The 15,368-nt window shown below is 65.8% G+C and carries 13 protein-coding genes; 4 read left to right on the top strand and 9 right to left on the bottom strand.

The window, feature by feature from the left end:
* Positions 1–99: 99 nt before the first annotated feature.
* From fabF to AC4D2Q_RS13210, 8 genes are all read right to left on the bottom strand, one after another.
* The gene (fabF, locus tag AC4D2Q_RS13245) at positions 100–1,335 is read right to left on the bottom strand and encodes a beta-ketoacyl-ACP synthase II (protein WP_490925911.1); all 1,236 of its coding nucleotides are present in this window, start codon (positions 1,333–1,335) and stop codon (positions 100–102) included.
* 89 nt (positions 1,336–1,424) lie between these two features.
* Positions 1,425–1,670 (bottom strand): acyl carrier protein, encoded by a 246-nt coding sequence (locus tag AC4D2Q_RS13240; RefSeq protein WP_104053860.1) that lies wholly within the window; start codon positions 1,668–1,670, stop codon positions 1,425–1,427.
* Positions 1,671–1,755: 85 nt separating this feature from the next.
* Positions 1,756–2,820, bottom strand: a complete 1,065-nt coding sequence (locus tag AC4D2Q_RS13235) for a beta-ketoacyl-ACP synthase III (protein WP_490946916.1) — start codon at positions 2,818–2,820, stop codon at positions 1,756–1,758.
* On the bottom strand, positions 2,817–3,788 hold the full coding sequence (locus AC4D2Q_RS13230; protein WP_490946912.1) for an ACP S-malonyltransferase: 972 nt from the start codon (positions 3,786–3,788) through the stop codon (positions 2,817–2,819). The genes AC4D2Q_RS13235 and AC4D2Q_RS13230 overlap by 4 nt, the downstream gene beginning before the upstream one ends.
* 108 nt (positions 3,789–3,896) lie before the next feature.
* Positions 3,897–5,090 carry a PucR family transcriptional regulator gene (locus AC4D2Q_RS13225; protein WP_490946910.1) on the bottom strand — a complete coding sequence of 398 codons (1,194 nt, stop codon included), beginning with the start codon at positions 5,088–5,090 and terminating at the stop codon, positions 3,897–3,899.
* 120 nt (positions 5,091–5,210) lie between these two features.
* Complete coding sequence (locus AC4D2Q_RS13220; RefSeq protein ID WP_490946908.1) at positions 5,211–6,722, bottom strand: carboxyl transferase domain-containing protein; 1,512 nt, start codon at positions 6,720–6,722, stop codon at positions 5,211–5,213.
* On the bottom strand, positions 6,719–7,966 hold the full coding sequence (locus tag AC4D2Q_RS13215) for a CaiB/BaiF CoA transferase family protein (protein WP_490946906.1): 1,248 nt from the start codon (positions 7,964–7,966) through the stop codon (positions 6,719–6,721). Before AC4D2Q_RS13215 ends, AC4D2Q_RS13220 begins: the two co-directional genes overlap by 4 nt.
* A gap of 52 nt (positions 7,967–8,018) precedes the next feature.
* Positions 8,019–9,380 (bottom strand): SLC13 family permease, encoded by a 1,362-nt coding sequence (locus AC4D2Q_RS13210; protein WP_490946903.1) that lies wholly within the window; start codon positions 9,378–9,380, stop codon positions 8,019–8,021.
* Positions 9,381–9,583: 203 nt separating this feature from the next.
* Here AC4D2Q_RS13210 and AC4D2Q_RS13205 point away from each other — a divergent pair, with 203 nt between their 5' ends.
* A complete protein-coding gene (locus AC4D2Q_RS13205; RefSeq protein WP_490946901.1) occupies positions 9,584–10,279 on the top strand; it encodes a FadR/GntR family transcriptional regulator in 696 nt (231 codons plus the stop codon).
* A 104-nt stretch (positions 10,280–10,383) separates the two neighbouring features.
* Here the strand turns inward: AC4D2Q_RS13205 and aceE are convergent, their stop codons facing one another.
* Positions 10,384–13,122: a pyruvate dehydrogenase (acetyl-transferring), homodimeric type gene (gene aceE, locus AC4D2Q_RS13200; RefSeq protein WP_490946899.1), complete on the bottom strand. Its 2,739-nt coding sequence runs from the start codon at positions 13,120–13,122 to the stop codon at positions 10,384–10,386.
* A gap of 368 nt (positions 13,123–13,490) precedes the next feature.
* Here aceE and AC4D2Q_RS13195 point away from each other — a divergent pair, with 368 nt between their 5' ends.
* Genes AC4D2Q_RS13195 through AC4D2Q_RS13185 form a run of 3 tightly spaced genes read left to right on the top strand, consistent with a single transcriptional unit; the run spans position 13,491 to position 15,348 of the window.
* Entirely contained in the window at positions 13,491–13,910 is a 420-nt protein-coding gene (locus AC4D2Q_RS13195) for a DUF3052 domain-containing protein (RefSeq protein ID WP_400927994.1), read from the top strand.
* A 5-nt stretch (positions 13,911–13,915) separates the two neighbouring features.
* Positions 13,916–14,398 (top strand): redoxin domain-containing protein, encoded by a 483-nt coding sequence (locus tag AC4D2Q_RS13190; RefSeq protein ID WP_490946897.1) that lies wholly within the window; start codon positions 13,916–13,918, stop codon positions 14,396–14,398.
* Complete coding sequence (locus AC4D2Q_RS13185; RefSeq protein ID WP_490925901.1) at positions 14,395–15,348, top strand: NAD-dependent protein deacetylase; 954 nt, start codon at positions 14,395–14,397, stop codon at positions 15,346–15,348. Before AC4D2Q_RS13190 ends, AC4D2Q_RS13185 begins: the two co-directional genes overlap by 4 nt.
* Positions 15,349–15,368: the final 20 nt, after the last annotated feature.

Below are 15,368 nucleotides of genomic sequence, written 5' to 3'. Positions count from 1 at the left end.
AGCCGCGGCAGTTTCCGGAAGGAAACCGCCGCGGCTTTTTGCCGGGCTATTAGCAGTGCCGGGCTATTAGCAGTGCCTGACTATTAGCAGCGCCGGGTATTAGTAGCTGCGCAGAGCGATGACTGCGTTGTGCCCGCCGAATCCAAATGAATTGCTCAGGACCACAATGTCGCCGCCGGGAAGGGACCGCGCGGAAGTGACGACGTCGAGCGGGATTTCCGGATCCTGATTGTCCAGGTTGATGGTGGCCGGAGCCTGGCGGTCGAAGACGGCCATGGCGGTCATGACCGCTTCCACGGCGCCGGAGGCACCGAGCAGGTGGCCGGTCTGGGATTTGGTGGCTGATACGGCCACGTTGTCCACATGGGATCCCAGAGCGGACTTCAGGGCGGTGTATTCCGGCTTGTCGCCCACAGGAGTGGAGGTGGCGTGTGCATTGACGTGCACTACGTCCTCGGCCTGCGCGCGGGCGTCGTACAGGGCGGCCTTCAGCGCACGGGTGGCGCCCAGGCCCTCGGGGTCGGGGGCAGTGATGTGGTAGGCGTCAGCAGTGACTGCCGTGCCGGCCAGTTCGGCGTAGATGCGGGCGCCGCGGGCCAGGGCGTGCTCTTCGGCTTCCAGCACCAGGGCGCCGGCACCTTCACCCATGACAAAACCGTCGCGGTCCTTGTCATAGGGGCGTGAGGCGCGTTCGGGGTCATCGTTGCGCTTGGACAGCGCCTGCATGGAGGCGAAAGCGGCAAGCGGCATCGGGTGGATGGCGGCTTCGGCGCCGCCGCAGACGACGACGTCGGCCTTGCCGGAGCGGATCAGCTCCAGGCCCTGGTGCAGGGCCTCAGTGCCGGAGGCACAGGCGGAAACAGGGGTGTGGGCGCCGGCGCGGGCGCCCAGATCCAGGCTGACGGCGGCGGCGGGGCCGTTGGGCATCAGCATGGGAACGGTCATGGGCAGAACGCGGCGGGGGCCCTTTTCACGCAGGGTGTCCCAGGCGTCCAGCAGGGTCCAGACGCCGCCGATTCCGGTGGCGAACGAAACGGCCAGGCGGTCGTGGTCAACGTCCTCGATGCCGGAGTCGGCCCAGGCTTCGCGGGCGGACACCACCGCAAACTGGGTGGACGGATCCATGCGCTTGGCTTCGACGCGGGACAGGACCTCGGTGGCGGGAGTGGAGACCCGGGCGGCGAAGGTTACGGGGAGGCTGTACTGGGCTACCCAATCGTCTTCGAGGGTTCGGGCGCCGGCGACACCTTTGAGCGCGTTCCTCCACATGGTGGGAACATCTCCGCCGATGGGCGTAGTGGCACCCAGGCCGGTGATGACTACTTTGCGGGCCATGATTCACTCTCTCGAAAGACGTTGGTGGTGCTGGAAATACATGCGCTGACTCGGCGGCCGCCGCCGGGAAGGCAGCGGCCGCCGGCGGATTACGCCTGAGCTTTGGAAATGAAGTCCACGGCGTCGCCGACGGTCTTCAGGTTCTTGACCTCTTCGTCCGGGATGCGCACGCCGAACTTCTCTTCGGCGTTGACGACGATCGTCATCATGGAGATGGAGTCGATGTCCAGGTCGTCGGTGAAGGACTTGTCCAGCTCGACGGATTCGGGGGCCAGGCCCGTCTCTTCGTTGACGATCTCGGCGAGGCCGGCCAGGATTTCTTCGTTGCTAGCCATGGTGGCTCCTTTTTTCTCGTGGTACCGGTATAAACCGGCGTGGATGGTCCAACCGCATAGCGGTGTGGTGTGTGGGGCGGACAGGTTACGGAAGAACGATAACCTGCGCGCCGAAGACGAGGCCCGCGCCGAAGCCGATCTGGAGGGACAGCTTGCCGCTGAGCTCGGGGTTTTCCTTGAGCAGGCGGTGCGTAGCCAGCGGGATCGAGGCTGCCGAGGTGTTGCCGGCGTCGGCGATGTCGCGGGCGATGATCACTGACTCGGGCAGTTTCAGCTGCTTGGCCATTTCATCGATGATGCGCATGTTGGCCTGGTGCGGAACAAAGGCGCCAAGGTCCTCTGCGGTGACGCCGGCGGCGTCGAGGGCGCGCTGGGCAACCTTCGCCATTTCCCAGACGGCCCAGCGGAACACGCTCTGGCCGTCCTGGCGCAGGGTGGGCCACAGCTTGGTGTCGCGCTCGGCAACCTCGGCCACGCCAACGGTGTCGCCTTCAGCTTCGGCGGCCAGGGACAGCTCGCGGATGTCCAGCATGGAGTGCGTCATGCCGATGGTGCTGGACTTGCTGCCGTCGGAGCCCCAGACGGACGGGCCGATGCCCGCAGAATCAGACGGACCGACAACGACGGCGCCGGCTCCGTCACCGAGCAGGAAGGAGATGGTGCGCTCGGTGTTGTCAATGAAGTCGGAGAGCTTCTCCACACCGATGACCAGCACATACTCGGCCGCGCCGGAGCGCACCAGTGCGTCCGCCTGGGCAACGCCGTAGCAGTAGCCGGCACAGGCGGCGGATACGTCGTAGGCAGGGGCGGGTGCGGCGCCGAGCAGATGCGCGATTTCGGCGGCCGCTGACGGGGTGGCAAAGGGGTGGGTCACGGTGGAGACGATGACGGCGCCAAGCTGGGAGCCGTCGATGCCGGCGCTCTGCAGGGCGTCGCGTCCGGCAGCTTCGGCCATGTCGACAACAGAGGTTCCCTTGTCCGCACGGTGCCGGGTGATGATCCCGGTCCGCTGGCGGATCCATTCATCGGAGGAATCGATCCACTGGCACACGTCTTCGTTGCTGACGATGACGTCGGGACGGAATGCGCCAATGCCGTGAATGCGGCTGAATTCGTGGACGGGGGACTGCTTCAGGGTGGGCGTGCTCACGCGTTACCTTCTCCGGTGGTGGTTGCTGCTGTTGCTGCGGCGGACGCGGGGGAGTGTTCGGCAATGAACTCCCGGGCGGCGTCGAGATCTTCGGGGGACTTCAGGGCCAGCGTCGGCAGGCCCTTGAGGCCGCGGCGGGCCAGTCCGGTGAGCGTACCGGCCGGCGGCAGTTCCAGCATGCCGGTCACGCCCATGGCTGCCATGGATTCCATGCACAGGTCCCAGCGGACCGGCCGGGAAACCTGGCTGATCAGGCTGTCCAGGTTGGCTTCGCCGGAAACGACGGCGGCGCCGTCATAGTTTGAAAGCAGGGTGGGCCGGGGTGCGGCGGGGCGCAGCTGCGGACGGAGGTTCTCCAGAACGCTGACGGCGGGTGCCATGTGCGCGGTGTGGAAAGCGCCGGCAACCTTCAGCGGGATCACGCGGGCCTTGGCCGGCGGAGCGGCGGCAAGAGCGGCGAGTTGGTCCAGGGTTCCGGCGGCGACGGTCTGCCCGCCTCCGTTGGCGTTGGCGGCGGTGAGGCCGGCGGCTGCCAGGACGGCGGCCACTTCCTCGGGATCCCCGCCCAGGACGGCGCTCATGCCGGTGGGTGTCTCGGCGGCAGCCCGTGCCATGGCATTGGCGCGTTCGCGGACAAAGATGAGGGCGTCGGGTTCGGTGAGTGCGCCGGCCAGGGCGGAGGCGGTGATCTCACCGACGGAGTGCCCGGCCACAACGGTGGACGCTGTGAGCGCCTCCGGGTCCACCAGCAGCCGCGCAGCCATCAGTCCCGCAGCGACGATCAGCGGCTGGGCCACGGCGGTGTCCTTGATGGTCTCCTCATCGGAGACCGTGCCGTGGGCGATCAGGTCCAGGCCTGCAATGGCGCTGAGCGATTCGAGGTGTTCCCGAACTCCGGGCAGTTCAAGCCACGGAGAAAGGAAACCTGGCGTTTGGGACCCCTGGCCGGGGCAGACAATTGCGAGCACTTATCAAGCTTTCCAAAGAGAGGGGCGGTTACCGGGTGTTTGCGTGAACCAAGCTCCCGGTGAGGCGTTGTAGGAAGTCTACAAGGGCGGAGAAGCGATGCAACTCAATTACGGACGGGTTGCGGGACGTTCCGGGACGGTTTTTCCGGGCGGGGAGAGCCGGCCGACCACCAGGGCGGTTTGCAGCACGAAGGCCTCCCGCGGGAGCATCGGATCCCAGCCGGTGACGTCGCAGACACGCCGCAGCCGGTACCGGACCGTGTTGGCATGGACAAAGAGTTCACGGGCCGTCGCCTCCAGTGAATGGCCCAGGGACAGGTAAGCCGAGAGTGTTTCTGCCAAGCCGTTGGATGCGCCCAGCAGCGGCCGGTAAATGCTGCGCACCAGAGCTTTCCGGGCACTGTCGTCTCCGGACATGACCCGCTCGGGCCACAGGTCGTCGGCGGCGACGGGGCGCGGTGCAGCCGGCCAGGCGCGGGCTGCCGTGAGACCGGCGAAGGCGGCCTGGGCTGACGGTCCGGCTTCCACCAGGGAGTCCGCCCGCGGTCCGTACACCACCGGTCCCGAACCAAAAAGCTCGGCCAGGCGGGTGTAGGAGCCGGCGCTGTCATCCATGCCGCCCAGCACGAGGATGAGGCGTTCGCCCTGGATTCCCACCAGGGCGTCCTCGCTCAGCCGTGCAGTGGCGCGGCGCAGCTCGTTGACGAAGGAGGCATTGGTGTCCGACGGCGAGCTTCCCACCATCACGGTGATCGGCGCTGTGGAGGTCCAGCCCACCGCCGCAATGCGGGAGCGCAGGGCATCCGAACTCTCCCCGCGCAGGATGGCGTCCACCACCAGGGCTTCGAGCCGCGTGTCCCAGGAACCGCGTGTTTCGGCAGCACGGGCGTAGACATCCGCGGCGGCGAAAGCCACTTCGCGGGAGTAACGCAGCACGGCCTCGCGCAGGGGGCCCTGGACGTTGTCCTCAGCCAGCTCCGGCACGAGGTCTTCGACCACCTGGACCACCACCCGGATCAGCTGCAGTGCTTTCTGCAGGCTGATGGAGCGGGTCAGCTCGGTGGGGGCGGTGCCGAAAACGTCGCTGAGCACCCAGGCGGGGGAGGCCGGGCGCTCATACCAGTTCACAAACGAGGCAATGCCCTTCTGGGCCACCATGCCCAGGGCCGAGCGTTCGTCAGGCCTAAGCCCCCGGTACCAGGGCAGCGAAAGGTTCAGCTGCTTCAGGGTGGCGGTGGAAAGTTTCCCGATGTTGTCTTTGAGCCGCTCCACTGTGGAGGGATCCGCTGGGACCGCATGCATCCCGTGTCGAGACGCGGCTGTGCTGCGAGTCACTGGCATAAAGCAGAGCTTACGGCGTTCGCCGGACATCCACCATTTTGTGCGAAGGCTACAACCCGGGGTATGGGATGGACTTTCGAATCATCCCGCTGAACCCAGTCTGCGGAACCGTGCAGTGCGCTGCGCAAGACGCTCGGCCGGAGGACTTTGACGCAGGGAGGAGAGTTCATATTCCACTGCTGCGGCCATTCTCCGGCAAAAAGCAGGGGCCTCGGCGGCCGCGTCGGGCTCCTCCGGGACAACATGATCCACGATCCCGTGGGCCGCCAGTGCGGCCACCGTCACACCCTGCGCCTCGGCCATTTCGGCCCCGTGATCCGTGTCGCGGTACACAATGGCGCTGGCACCCTCCGGCGGAAGTGAGGAAAGCCATGCGTGCTGTGCGGCCACAGTCCGGTCTGCCGGGAGCAGGGCCAGCGCCCCGCCGCCGGCGCCCTGGCCCAGGAGGACGGAGACGGTGGGAGAGTCCAGGCCCACCAGGTCATTCAGGCAGCGGGCGATTTCTCCGGCCAGCCCGCCTTCCTCGGCCTCCTTGGACAAGGCTGCCCCGGCGGTGTCGATCACCGTCAGCAGGGGAAGGTTCAGCTCCTCGGCCAGCCGCATTCCGCGGCGGGCCTCCCGCAGCGAGGCCGGACCCAGGGCCGGCCGGTGCGAACCGCGCTGCCGGTCCTGGCCCAGCACCACGCATGATGTCTGCCCGAACCTGGCCAGGGCAAGGAGCAGCCCCGGATCCTTTTCGCCTTGTCCGGTTCCGTTCAGCGGCAGCACGTCCTTGGCACCGAAATGCAGCAGCTGGCGCACGCCCGGACGCTGCGGATTGCGCGAGACGGTGATGGACTCCCACGCCGGCACTGCTGCCGGAGCACTGCCCAGGGATGCCGGTGCGGGCACCGGAGCGGCCTGCTCCGGAAGGAGCATGGACAGCGCGCGGTGCACGGTTTCGGCCAGTTCTTCCGGCGGAAGGACGGCGTCGACCAAGCCCCGGGCCTGGAGGTTCTCCGCCGTCTGGACTCCCTCGGGGAACGGTTCGCCGTACAGGGACTCGTAGACGCGGGGCCCGAGGAAGCCCAGGAGCGCTCCGGGTTCGGCCACGGTGATGTGTCCCAGCGAACCCCAGGAAGCCATTACGCCGCCGGTGGTGGGGTGGCGCAGGTACACCAGGTACGGCAGTCCTGCTTCCTTGTGCCGGCGGACCGCCGCAGTGATTTTGACCATGGACAGGAACGCCAGCGTTCCCTCCTGCATCCGGGTTCCGCCCGAGGCGGGGCCGGCCAGGAGGGGCAGGCCTTCGCGGGTGGCGCGTTCGACGGCGTCGGTCAGGCGGTCGGCGGCGGCCACTCCGATGGAGCCGCCGAGGAAACCGAATTCACAGACCACCAAGGCAACGCGCCGGCCCTGCACCCGGCCTTCGCCGGTCAGGACGGACTCGTCCTCTCCGGTTTTCTCCCGTGCCCGGGCCAGGTCTGCCTCATACGCTTCGCTGTGGTCGGTGTACGCCACAGGGGAATCCCAGGAGATGAAGGAGCCAGGATCCACCACCAGTTCCAGCAGCCCGCGGGCGTTGAGCCGCCGCGGCCGTGCCTGCACGCTCATGCCTTGCCGGCATCCGTGCCGGCCGGTTCCGCCTCGGCCGTGCCGGCCGGTTCTGCGCTGCCCTCAAGCCAGCTCCGAATCTCGCTGCCGTGCTGGTTCAGCAGCGGCGGAGCCAGATGCGAGCGGTTGGTGGTTTCGGTGCCTTCGGCGGCGTCGAAGAACCGCAGCGGCGGACCCGGCAGTGCCACCTTGCCCAAAACGGGGTGCTCCACATCCACCACCAGTCCCTGTGAGTGGACCTGCTCCCACTCATAGACCTCGTCCAGCGTGCGGACTTTTCCTGCGGGGATGCCGGCGGCCCGCAGCTTCTCCAGGAGGGGTTCGGCTTCGAAGTCCGCGAACGCTTCCTCCACGGCCGCTATCACGGCCTGGCGGTTGCGCACCCGCTGGGCGTTGCCGGCAAATTCCGGCCGCGAAGTGTCGATGCCAAACGTAGTGGCGAACGTTTCCCAGAGCTTTTCGCTGCCCACACTGATCTGGACCTTGCCGCCCCGGCAGGAAAACAGGCCGTAGGGAGCAATTGACGGGTGATGGTTGCCCTGTGCGGCAGGAACCTCGCCGGCGACGGTGTGCCGGGTGCCCTGGAAAGCATGAACGCCGACGACGGCGGCCAGCAGCGAGGTGCGGACCACCTGGCCCTTGCCGGTGCGTTCACGTTCCAGCAGCGCCGCCAGCAGACCGAAGGCGCCGTACATCCCGGAAAGCAGATCCGCGATCGGCACTCCCACCCGCTGCGGGTCCTCCGGGCCGGAACCCGTGAGGGACATCAGACCGGCCTCGCCCTGGACAATCTGGTCATACCCGCTGCGGGTCGCCTCAGGGCCGTCGTGGCCAAACCCGCTGATGGAGAGGATGACGAGCCGGGGGTTGATGTCATGCAGCTGCGCCGGCGAGAAACCGAGCCGGTCCAGCACCCCCGGGCGGAAGTTCTCCACCAGGACGTCTGCACGCCGGACCAGATCCCGGAGCACGGCGGTGCCGTCCTCGGACTTTAGATCAAGGCTGATGGATTCCTTGTTGCGGTTGCAGGAAAGGAAATATGTGGCCTGCTGGTCATCCTCCGGGCCCACGAACGGCGGACCCCAGCTGCGGGTGTCATCGCCCGTTCCCGGGGTCTCCACTTTGATAACCCGGGCTCCGAGGTCCGCAAGCATCATGCCGGCGTGGGGCCCGGCAAGGGCGCGGCTCAGATCAACAACGAGGTAGCCCTCCAGCGGGCCGCGGGAGGTTGGTGAGGTGGTCATGGGAGGGTCCTTTGTTCGGGGGATGGAGCTCTGGCTGCGCTGGCGGTCCGGCTTAGAGCCAGCCGGGAACCACCATGATGAGCCAGGCCACCAGCGGTCCTGCGACGACGACAATTCCGCTGTAGCTGAGAATCTGCTTGTAGAAGCGGTCCTTGTCCATGCCTTCCGGGGCGTTGGCCAGGACCAGCGCTCCGTTGGTGGAGAAGGGGGAGACATCCACGATCGTGGCGGATACGGCGAGGGCGCAGATGAGTCCGACGGCGCCAATCTCGCCGGAGGCAAGGAACGGAACGGCAAGCGGGATCAGGGCTGCAAGGATGGCGGTGGAGGAAGCAAAGGCGGAGACTACGGCGCCGATGTAGCAGATGAGCAGGGCAGCCAGCAGCGGCATTCCCAGTCCCACCACGGCGTCGGAAACGTATTCCACCGTGCCCGCTTCCTGAAGGACGCCCACAAAGGTGAGCATGCCGCAGATGAGCAGCACCGTGGTCCAGCTGATTTTATTGATGGCCCCCTTCTGGGCCTGCGGCGAAACGAGCGCCAGGATCATCGCAATGGTGATGGAGACAAAGCCCACGTCAACCTTGAAGCCGAGGGCAATCACTGCCAGGGCAATCAGCCCTGCGATGGTCACGATCTGCGGAAACAGTTCGGTGCGGGTCTTGGTGGCCGTGAGGCCGTCTCCGGCCGGGTCGCGCGGGCCGTAAATGTCCGAACCGAATCCCTTGAAGGCCACGTCGGTGCGGCCGGCGGCGCTGGCGTTCATCCGGGCCTGGGCAACCTCTTCCACGAAGCCGCCCACCTTGCCGCTGCGAAGCTTGCTGCCGCCCAGGACGAAGAACAGGATCAGGGCGATAAAGGTATTGAAGAGCAGGCTCGCCAGGAACACGGCCAGGGGGCTCGACTCCAGATCGGTTTCGCCGATGATGCCGTTGACCGTGACGCCGTAGACGGCGATGGGCGAGAATCCGCCGGCCTGCGCGCCGTGGATCACCATCATGCCCATCATCAGCGGGTTGATCTTGTGTTTGGCGGCAAAGCCCAGGGCAATCGGGGCAACGATGGCGACGGCGGCCGGCGACAGGGCGCCGACGGCGGTGATGATGGCCGTGATGGCGAACATGATCCAGGGAATCAGTGCCACCCGGTTGCCCACCATCCGGACGGCGCCGCGGACCAGCAGGTCAATGGTGCCGTTGTTTTGTGCGATGGCGAACAGATAGGTGACGCCCACAATGGTGAGGAAGAGGCCGCCGGGGAAGTTGGCGAGGATCTCGTCGGTGCTCATGTCCAGGAACACGAAGCCCAGCAGGAAGGCGCCCACGAAAGCCAGCGCCCCCATGTTCAGCGGAAGGACGGTGGCCAGCAGGAACATGGCCACCAGGATGAGGATGGAGAGGATTGGAGCGGACATATTGTTCCTAGGATTGATGGTCTCGGCGGTTATCCCGACGGCGGCCAGAGAGGAAAGTGATGCAGGCCACACCGGCACTGGACTAGCCTCTTAGACTCTGGGCCTCTTTGTCAATCCCGGATAGACTCTGTCCCGGACCGTGGGATTCCTGGGCAGGTCAGAGCCCGCAGGCATGGATCCCGTAGGCGGAGAAAGAGGATGCGATGCCCGAAAATGGTGAAGGCAAGGGGTTTGTCCGGGTGTCGAGGCCCCGGTTGTATGAGCGGCTCGTGGAACAGCTTCTGGGCTTTATTGCGTCCGCCGGGCTGGGTCCGGGGGATTTGCTCCCTGCGGAGCGAGACCTGGCGGAGCGCATGGGGGTGTCCCGGGCCACGCTGGCGCAGGCCCTGGTGGCGCTGGAGGTCCTCGGGGTCATCGACGTCCAGCACGGCACCGGCGCGGTGCTGGTCTACCGGCCAAGTGTGGCGGCGGTCCTGCGCGAACTGCGTGAGCACCGGGACCGGATGCCGGAAATCGTGGAGGCCCGCAGCACCCTGGAGGTGAAGCTGGCCGCTTTCGCTGCCGAACGCCATACCCGTGCAGACCTGGCGGCCATGGACCTGGCCCTGGAGACGATGGCCGCTGAAATTGCCGGCGGGAGCCGCGGAACCGCCGGTGATGAGCAGTTCCACCGGGCCGTTGCCTCAGCTGCCCACTCCTCCATCCTGGCTTCCATGATGACTTTCATATCCGAGCTGGTGCGCGAGACCCGGCTGGCTTCCCTCGGGCAGCCCGGACGGCCGGAACAGTCGCTGGAATCGCACCGTGCCATAGTCAACGCCATCCGCACCGGCGACCCGCAGGCGGCAGCAGATGCCATGCAGGCACACATAGACCTGGTGGCTGCAACCGAGATCTAGCGGTCCATGGCCGTGGATAAAAGGCCGAAATTGGGTAAAAGAAAAGAACCGCCGCGGATGCGACGGTTCTTTTCTTGTCCTCCGGTGAGGAGGGTCCCGCTACGTTAGGCGTCGCCGCCGGCGTTGCCGGAGGTTCCTGCGTTGACGTTGAGCAGGTCGTACTTCTTGATCGCTTCGGTCGGCGCGCTGGCGTCAACCTCGCCGCGGCGGGCGAGCATTTCCAGGGTGCGGACCACCATGGAGTGCGAATCGATCTTGAAGTAACGCCGTGCTGCGGCACGGGTATCGGCGAAGCCGAAGTCGTCCGCACCCAGGGTGGCGAATTCGTTGGGAACGAACTGCCGGATCTGGTCCGGAACGGCCTTCATGTAATCCGTGGAAGCGATCACCGGACCGGTGGCACCGGCGAGCTGCTTGGTCACGAACGGAACGCGGGGCTCTGCCTCCGGGTGCAGGAAGGATTCTTCCTCGGCGGCCAGGCCGTCGCGGCGGAGTTCATTCCAGGACGTCACGGACCACACGTCGGCGGAAACGCCCCAGTCGTCGGCAAGGATCTGCTGGGCTTCCAGTGCCCACGGCACGGCTACGCCGGAGGCCAGGAGCTGGGCGCGGGGGCCGTCGATCTTGGCCGGAGCCAGCAGGTAGATGCCCTTGAGGATTCCTTCAACATCCAGGTCCTCCGGGGCCTTCGGCTGCCGGATCGGCTCGTTGTACACCATGATGTTGTAGATGACGTTCGGATCCTTGGAGTCCGGACCGTACATCTCTTCCAAGCCGTGGCGGACGATGTGCCCGATCTCGTACCCGTAGGCCGGGTCGTAGGTCTTCACTGCCGGGTTGGTGGAGGCCAGGATCGGGGAGTGGCCGTCAGCGTGCTGCAGGCCCTCACCGGTCAGGGTGGTCCGGCCGGCCGTGGCGGAGATCAGGAAGCCGCGGGCCATCTGGTCAGTGGCTGCCCAGATGTAGTCTGCGGTGCGCTGGAATCCGAACATCGAGTAGAACACGTAGACCGGAATCAGCGGTTCGCCGTGGGTGGCGTAGGAAGTTCCGGCTGCGGTGAAGGCCGCAATGGAGCCGCCCTCGTTGATGCCCACGTGCACAATCTGGCCCTGCGGGGACTCCTTGTAGGCGAGGACCAGGTCCCGGTCCACGGACAGGTAGTTCTGTCCCTTGGGGTTGTAGATCTTCGCCGTGGGGAAGAACGAGTCCATGCCGAAGGTGCGCGCTTCGTCAGGGATGATCGGCACAATGCGCTTGCCGAATTCCTTGTCCCGCATGAGGTCCTTGAGCAGGCGTACGAAGGCCATGGTGGTGGCCGCCATCTGCTTGCCGGAACCGCGGTTGGCTACCTCGTAGGCCTTTTCATCCGGCAGCTTCACGGGTGCGTGCTTGATCCGGCGCTCGGGAACGTTGCCGCCGAGTTCGCGCCGGCGCTCCAGCATGTACTTGATCTCCGGAGCGTCGGTGCCCGGGTGGTAGTACGGCGGCTGGTACGGGTCGGCTTCGAGCTGCTCGTCCGTGATCGGGATCCGCAGGTGGTCGCGGAAGGCCTTCAGGTCATCCAGGGTCAGCTTCTTCATCTGGTGGGTCGCGTTGCGGCCCTCGAAGTGCGTGCCCAGGCCGTAGCCCTTGACCGTGTGGGCCAGGATGACAGTCGGCTTGCCCTTGAACTCCATGGCGGCCTTATACGCTGCGTAGACCTTGCGGTAGTCATGTCCGCCGCGCTTGAGCTGCCAGATTTCCTCGTCGGTGAGGTTCGCGACCAGTTCCTTGGTCTCGGGGCTCTTGCCGAAGAAGTGCTCGCGGACAAAGCCGCCGGACTCGGCCTTGTAGGTCTGGTAGTCGCCGTCCGGGGTGGAGTTCATGATGTCCACCAGTGCGCCGTTCTTGTCCTTCTCCAGCAGCGAGTCCCACTCGCGGCCCCAAAGAACCTTGATGACGTTCCAGCCGGCACCGCGGAAGAAGGCTTCCAGTTCCTGCATGATCTTGCCGTTGCCGCGCACCGGTCCGTCCAGGCGCTGCAGGTTGCAGTTCACCACGAAGGTCAGGTTGTCCAGCTTGTCATTGGCTGCCAGCTGGAGCAGGCCGCGCGATTCGGGCTCGTCCATTTCGCCGTCGCCCAGGAACGCCCAGACATGCTGTTCCGAGGTGTCCTTGATGCCGCGGTTCTGCAGGTAGCGGTTGGACTGCGCCTGGTAGATGGCGTTCATGGGACCGATGCCCATGGACACGGTGGGGAATTCCCAGAAGTCCGGCATGGAGCGCGGGTGCGGGTAGGAGGACAGTGCGTGTCCCTCCCGGGACTTCTCCTGCCGGAAGCCGTCCATGTCCTCTTCGGACAGGCGGCCTTCCAGGAAGGCGCGTGCATACATGCCGGGGGAGGCGTGACCCTGGAAGTAAATCTGGTCTCCGCCGCCCGGATGGTCCTTGCCCCGGAAGAAGTGGTTCATGCCCACTTCGTACAGGGTTGCTGCACCTGCATAGGTGGAAATGTGTCCGCCGACGCCGATGCCCGGGCGCTGGGCGCGGTGCACCATGATGGCGGCGTTCCAGCGCAGCCAGGCGCGGTAGCGGCGTTCAACTTCTTCATCGCCGGGGAACTCGGGTTCCTGGTCCACCGGGATGGTGTTGACATAGTCGGTGGTGGTGACCATGGGCACGCCCACGGACTGCGCACCGGCGCGCTGGAGCAGCGAACGCATAATGTACTGGGCTCTTTCGGTGCCCTGGGAACGGATCAGTTCATCCAGTGACTGCATCCATTCCGCGGTCTCCTCGGGGTCACGGTCCGGGAGCTGGTTGGTCAACCCGCTCAGGATGTCCGTTGTGTCTTCTGCGGCCACGGCAAACCTCTCTCATGTACAGATTGTGTCTGCACCAATTACGTCTGTGGGGATCCGGTTCTTTCGCCGGACGATCACTGTGGCTGTGCGGATGCTGATTGCGTCCGTAGCCTCTCCGGTCCACTCTAGTCCCGACGGCCAACTCTTGCGTAGCCCGTTCGCTTGGGGCTGTGACGGGCAGCCCCCTGTTTCCCGCAACCGGTGTGCGCTCCCACCTGCGGATAGGTTCGCAGGCGCCCGGCGCGCCGGAGTGCGGCCCCGGAGCCTTGAAGGATCCGGGCAAAAGGTGTTGGCTTATGTCCCAGACACCGCATCTCGTCCAAATATGTGATTCCCTTGTATTTATGCAGTCAACCAGGAGGAGTGAAGTGAGCGAGGCCGAAGCCGTCACGGATAAGAACGTGGCGGGAAGATTGGGTTTCAAAGACCAAGACCTGATTCAGGAATTCGGTTACGACGAGGATGTCGATTTTGACCTCCGCGACGGCCTCGAGGATTTGGTGGGGAGCGAGCTTCTCACCGAAGAGGACCATGACGTTGTAGACGGAGTCATCCTCTGGTGGCGCGCCGACGACGGCGATCTGGTGGATGCCCTGGTGGACTCCATCACAACGCTCGACGACGGCGGCGTTGTTTGGGTGCTGACCCCCAAGTCCGGCCGGGAAGGGTACGTTCCCCCCGCCGACATTGAGGAAGCTGCTCCCACTGCGGGGCTGCACGTCACCACATCTCCCGCCGTGAGCAGCGACTGGGCCGCCACGCGCCTGGTTGCCCGCCGCAAGAAGTAGCAGGTTTGGAGCGGGCCACGGTTCCTGCAGTTCACGCACGGTACACCGCTCCGGACTTTGAGCTCCCCAACCAGTTCGGGGAGCCCGTCCGGCTGGCGGACCTGCGCGGAACGCCGGTGCTCCTGGTCTTTTATCCCTTTGCGTTCTCCGGCGTGTGTTCCGGAGAGCTGGATGAGCTTGAGGCTGCCCGGGCAGAGTTTGCCCGGGCAGGCATCCGCATTGTGGCAGTGTCCTGCGACTCCAAGTATTCCCTGCGGGCCTATGCGGAAAACCGCGGGTATTCGTTTGATCTGCTGGCCGACTTTTGGCCCCACGGCCGGGTCGCGGAGGCCTACGGGGCGTTCGACGCCGTGCAGGGCCGCCCGCGGCGCGCCTCCTTTATCATTGACGGGGCCGGGATGGTCCGTGCCGAGGTGCATTCCGATCCGGGATCGCCGCGTCCCCTGCAGGCTTACCGGGACGCCTTTAAGGAGCTGGCTGAACCATGACAAACCCACCTTCTGAATCAACCGATCCCCAGCCGCACCCGGCTCCCCGGCCGGGCCTGGGGTTGACCGGCTTTGTCCGGTCGGACCCGGAACCCTCGGCACCGCGGCCCACGGCGGAGGAGGAGCGGGAGCTCCGCCGCGCCGTCGAGCTGTTGTCCGGAAAACGCATTGCTGTCCTTACCGGTGCCGGCCTGAGCACTGACTCCGGGATTCCCGATTACCGAGGTCCGGAAGCGCCGCCGCGCAACCCGATGACGTATCAGGAGTTCGTGGGAGATCCCGAGCTGCGCCGCCGCTACTGGGCGCGGAACCATGTGGGCTGGCACCATCTGCGGCAGGCAGCGCCCAATGCCGGCCATGCCGCCGTCGCCCGTTTGGAGCGCCGGGGGCTGACCACCGGCCTGATTACGCAGAATGTGGACCGCCTGCACACCGATGCCGGCAGCGCACTGGCCGTGGACCTGCACGGGCGCTTTGACCGGGTGATCTGCCTGGACTGCCGCACCCGGTATTCGCGCCAGACGATTTCCAAGCTGCTGGAAGACCTCAATCCCGGTTTCCTGGAGCGCGCACGGCTCGACGGCGATATTGCCCCGGACGCGGATGCTGACGTGGCCGATACCGAAGATTTTGTTGTGGCGGACTGCCCGGTGTGCGGTGGAATGCTCAAGCCCGATTTTGTCTATTTCGGCGAAAACGTTCCCCGGGACCGCGTGGCGGCTGCCTTTGCCATGCTGAACGCCGCGGACGCGCTTCTGGTGGCGGGGTCCTCCCTGACGGTGATGAGCGGTCTGCGGTTCGTCAAGCATGCCCATAAGACGGGAAAACCGGTGGTTATTATCAATCGCGGGACCACGCGCGGAGATGACCTGGCGGACCTGAAAATTGATGCCGGCGTAGCTACCGCTTTGGAATATCTGGCCGCCGAGCTTCCTGATTTGCCGCGCTGATCCGCCGGGAACTGGCCGGG

Source organism: Arthrobacter sp. TJ-178 (genome assembly GCF_058269275.1).
The sequence above is the reverse complement of the archived record's forward strand: the minus strand, read 5'-3'. Positions and strand labels throughout refer to the sequence as shown.

Coding starts and splice junctions, on each gene's coding strand:
- fabF (WP_490925911.1), bottom strand. CDS start 1,335: ATGGCCCGCAAAGTAGTCATCACCGGCCTGGGTGCCACTACGCCCATC.
- AC4D2Q_RS13240 (WP_104053860.1), bottom strand. CDS start 1,670: ATGGCTAGCAACGAAGAAATCCTGGCCGGCCTCGCCGAGATCGTCAAC.
- AC4D2Q_RS13225 (WP_490946910.1), bottom strand. CDS start 5,090: ATGCATGCGGTCCCAGCGGATCCCTCCACAGTGGAGCGGCTCAAAGAC.
- AC4D2Q_RS13220 (WP_490946908.1), bottom strand. CDS start 6,722: ATGAGCGTGCAGGCACGGCCGCGGCGGCTCAACGCCCGCGGGCTGCTG.
- AC4D2Q_RS13215 (WP_490946906.1), bottom strand. CDS start 7,966: ATGACCACCTCACCAACCTCCCGCGGCCCGCTGGAGGGCTACCTCGTT.
- AC4D2Q_RS13210 (WP_490946903.1), bottom strand. CDS start 9,380: ATGTCCGCTCCAATCCTCTCCATCCTCATCCTGGTGGCCATGTTCCTG.
- AC4D2Q_RS13205 (WP_490946901.1), top strand. CDS start 9,584: ATGCCCGAAAATGGTGAAGGCAAGGGGTTTGTCCGGGTGTCGAGGCCC.
- AC4D2Q_RS13185 (WP_490925901.1), top strand. CDS start 14,395: ATGACAAACCCACCTTCTGAATCAACCGATCCCCAGCCGCACCCGGCT.